Genomic DNA, 3508 nt, shown 5'->3' on the forward strand with positions numbered 1-3508 from the left:
ACGCTCGCGAGCCAGTCGGCGACGCGGTCGGGCAGCCACGGCGCCTTCCGGCCGACGAGTTGGGGCGCGAGCACCTCGCGGACGCTCTCGATCGCGACCCCCAGCGTCCCGACGAGCGCCTCGCTATCGCCGTTGAGCACCTCCGGCACGAGCAGCAGGTCGGCGGTCTCCTGACTCTGCTCGGTGACGTGGTCGGCGCCGCTGGGCTCGTGACAGACCGGCGTCGACAGCGGCGCCAGCAGGTCGAACGCGGCCTCGGTGTTCGCCGGCGTCACGTCCGCGGAGCCGCCGACCGAGACGGCGTCGGTCTCGGCGAGCCACAGCGGGTACAGCAGCGGGAGCTTCTTCGCGCCCTCGGGGTCGACTTTCGTCACGTGGTCCCAGTCGGGCACCGGATTGGTGTCGAGCGCGCTCCGGGCGAGCAGCCGCGCGGCGTCGACCGCGCGCTCGCCCCGGGCTGCGAGATCCCGTCGCATAGGGGTGCTTCGCCGCCGGGCGGCAAAAACCCGGTCGGTTCGGGGATGGACAGCTTCAAACCGCTGGTCGGCCCACCCACGGCCATGTCCGGACCGCTCCGCCGGGTCGCCGACCGGCTCGCGGGCGTCGACGCGCTCCCGACGCCCGCCCGCGCGGTGTTCAGCCACTACGCCGCCGGCGGCTCGCTCGAACTCAGGGCGATCCGCCTCCAGCAGCGCGTCGAAGACGAGATCGAGCGGATGGTCGACGACGCCTACGCCGACGTGGAGGCCGCCCTCGCCGCCGAGTTCGGCCGGGAATCGGTCGAGTTCTCCTACGACACCAAGCTCACGATGCCGGTCGAACTCACGCTCGCACACGTCTACCGTCGGGCCAGCGAAGTCGCGCCGCCGGGGGTCGATCCCGTCTCGGGCCGGCGCGCGACCGACCCGATCTCGAAGCTCCGCCGGCGCCGTACCGAGACCGACGCCGACCCCGTCGAACTGGTCGGGGAGACGCGCCGCGCCCGCGAGGTGGCCGAACTGGTCGTCGTCGCCCTGCTCGACGGCGACATGCGCGACGCGATCAACGACGGGGAGTACGAGGACTTCGCGGTCGACTTCGACCTCTCGCTGGCGGATCGCGAGCGCGTCGCCGAAGTCGCACAGGAGGTGCTGCAGGCCGCGGTCCAGGAGCAGTTCGCCGCGTTCCCCGACGACGTTCGGGACGCCTACGACGCCGCGGTCGACCGCTCGGAGGCCCATCAGGACCGCGACCCGCACTTCCGGGAGCTGATGGCGGCCGCCGTCGACGCCGCCGAGGCCGGCGCGGTCGAGGACGTGACCGTCGACGCACCCGACCGCGACGCGACCGACGCCGCGGCCGCCCGCGAGGCGCTCCGGGAGGAGTACAAACACGCGGCGTTCGAGGGGACGCCCGAACTGTTCGACGAGACCGAACTCGACCTCCCCTACCTCGTCACTCAGTACGGCCGCGTGGGCGTGATCTACCACGGGATGGTCGAGATGTTCCGCGAGGCCGGCGTCGAACTCTCCCCGGAGTTCGAGCGCGCGGTCGTACTCTCCATCATCGGCGCGCAGGTCTGGCTGGACGACGTGGACGACTTCGCGGCCGACGTGCGGGAAGGCCAGCTCACCCCAGTCACCGCGGAGTACCTGCTGGCCGACAGCGACGCTGACGCGTACGAGCGGGTCGTCTCGATCACGGAGTCGTACCTCGACGCCGCCCGCGACGCCGCCGACACGTCCGACGCGCCGATCACGGGCATCGCCGTCGAGTACATCCGGCAGGACGGCGACCCGGGGAAGCTCCCGCGGTAACGCCGTCGACCGGACCGACTACGAGGGCTTATTAACTTCGGTGCAGTGATTCACAAATAGATGGATACAGAGGCTACTCCGACGTCGTCGCGGAGCGAGCGGCTGGTGGGCGGTGCGGGCGTGCTGGCGCTGCTCGTGGCGTCGACCGCCGGCGTCGCGATGGGCGCGACGAAGCCGGTCGGCATCGGCTGGGTCGCGTTCGCGGCGATGGTCGGCGGCGTGGCGCTGGCCCGCCGGACCGGTGAGAAGCGCCCCTCGACGCTCGTCTGGGGCTCCGGGCTGGCCAGCGGCGCGATGATCGTCAGCGTCGGGCTGTTCCTGCTCCCGGACGCGCTGAACCACCACCTCAAGTTCGGCGGGCTGGGCGTCGCGACGGGCGTGATCGTCGGCTTCGGCGGCCACGCGATCGGCCACCGGCTCTCCCACGCGGAGCTGCCGATGGACTCGACCGTCGCACAGCTCACCGCCCACGCCGCCGCGGCGGGGGCGATCATCGGCATCGTCTACGGCAACATGCCCGAGCTCGGGCCGCTGCTGGGCGTCGCGATCGTCTCCCACAAGGGGCCGGCGGGGTACGCCGCCGCGGACCGCCTCCAGCGGAACGGGCGCTCGTGGGTTCCGATCCTGCTGCCCGCCTCGGGAGTCGGCGTGGTCGCGGTGGTGTCGAGCGCGATCGCGCTGCCGGCGTCGCCGCCGGTGAACGGGCTGGTGTTCGGGTTCGCGACCGGGGTGTTCCTCCACGTCGCGATGGACTTCCTCCCGCGGTGTGAGCTGGGGAGCGAGGTCCACGACGCGCTGAGCGTCGACGACGACGCCCACGAAGTGCTCGATCGGCTCCGGCTCCACGCGGTGGCGTCGACGGTGCTCGGCGGCGCCGTGGTCGTCCTGCTGTGGCTGGCCGTGACCGGCGGCCCGTGACTACTCCCGGAGCCGCCGCACCTGCCAGACCATCGCCGAGCCGACCAGCAGCAACACGACGAGGTTGAACGCCGCTTGGAACAGCGAGCGGTACTCGTGGCTGATCCACTGGTTGATCGCCGAGGAGACGTTGAAGTAGAGCTGTAGCGTCGCGATCAGCGCCACCAGCGAGAGCCCCGCCAACAGCACGTAGTTGAGCGTGCGCCGGAGGTCGCGTCCCTCGTCGGTCTGATGCGGCTCGGTTTCCTCGTGATCGCTGTCGTTCTCGTCGGGGTGGTCGGTCATGGTTGGCTCGATCGTGGCTCGGTCCTCGGGCTGTGCGTCCCCGTCGGGTTCGTCGTCGCTCATCGCCGCCTCCGCGCGAGCAGCGCCGCGCTCAGGAGTGCGACGACGGCGACGACCGGGCCGAACCCGGGCGTCTGCGCCGCCGTGGTTTCGCCCCTCGTGGATCGATCGGGGGGCGTCTCGTCGCTCTCGAAGTCGCTGGCGTCGAACTCGACGTCCTGCTGGGTCTGGTCGCGTTCGAGCGTCTCGGTGGGATCGAGGTTCACCACCCCGCCCGCGGTGTCGACGATCACGCCGTCGCGCGTGAGCACGGCGTCGACGTAGTAGTTGTACTCGCTGGGGACGGACACCTCGGTGGTCACCATCTCGGTGCGGCCCTCCTGCAGGCCGCCGGCCTCGACGCTCGTCCGGGCGGCGACGACGTTGGACTCGGCCTGCCGGAGGACGAACGTCACCGACAGCGAGTCGGCCTCGCTGGGGCCGGTGGCGGTGAGCCAGCCGCCGAGGTC

At 71.7% G+C, this 3508-nt stretch carries 5 protein-coding genes; 2 read left to right on the forward strand and 3 right to left on the reverse strand.

Translation table 11 applies throughout. From position 1 onward, the window contains the following. Positions 1 to 476: geranylgeranylglyceryl/heptaprenylglyceryl phosphate synthase (locus ACFR9S_RS14315; protein WP_379818926.1), on the reverse strand; the 476-nt coding region annotated here is incomplete at its 3' end. Positions 477 to 560: 84 nt separating this feature from the next. On the opposite strand from ACFR9S_RS14315, the gene ACFR9S_RS14320 reads away from it, so the two are divergent. Together ACFR9S_RS14320 and ACFR9S_RS14325 are read left to right on the forward strand one after the other, a co-directional pair. Further along, complete coding sequence (locus tag ACFR9S_RS14320; RefSeq protein ID WP_379818927.1) at positions 561 to 1796, forward strand: hypothetical protein; 1236 nt, start codon at positions 561 to 563, stop codon at positions 1794 to 1796. A gap of 60 nt (positions 1797 to 1856) precedes the next feature. Beyond that, entirely contained in the window at positions 1857 to 2714 is an 858-nt protein-coding gene (locus ACFR9S_RS14325; protein WP_379818928.1) for a ZIP family metal transporter, read from the forward strand. Here ACFR9S_RS14325 and ACFR9S_RS14330 read toward each other — a convergent pair whose 3' ends face one another. Next, positions 2715 to 3062 carry a hypothetical protein gene (locus ACFR9S_RS14330; protein WP_379732726.1) on the reverse strand — a complete coding sequence of 116 codons (348 nt, stop codon included), beginning with the start codon at positions 3060 to 3062 and terminating at the stop codon, positions 2715 to 2717. Next, positions 3059 to 3508: DUF7490 domain-containing protein (locus tag ACFR9S_RS14335; RefSeq protein WP_379818929.1), on the reverse strand; the 450-nt coding region annotated here is incomplete at its 5' end. The genes ACFR9S_RS14335 and ACFR9S_RS14330, both read right to left, overlap by 4 nt.

The organism is Halolamina salina (assembly GCF_042678005.1).
GTDB classification, from domain to species: Archaea; Halobacteriota; Halobacteria; order Halobacteriales; family Haloferacaceae; genus Halolamina; species Halolamina salina.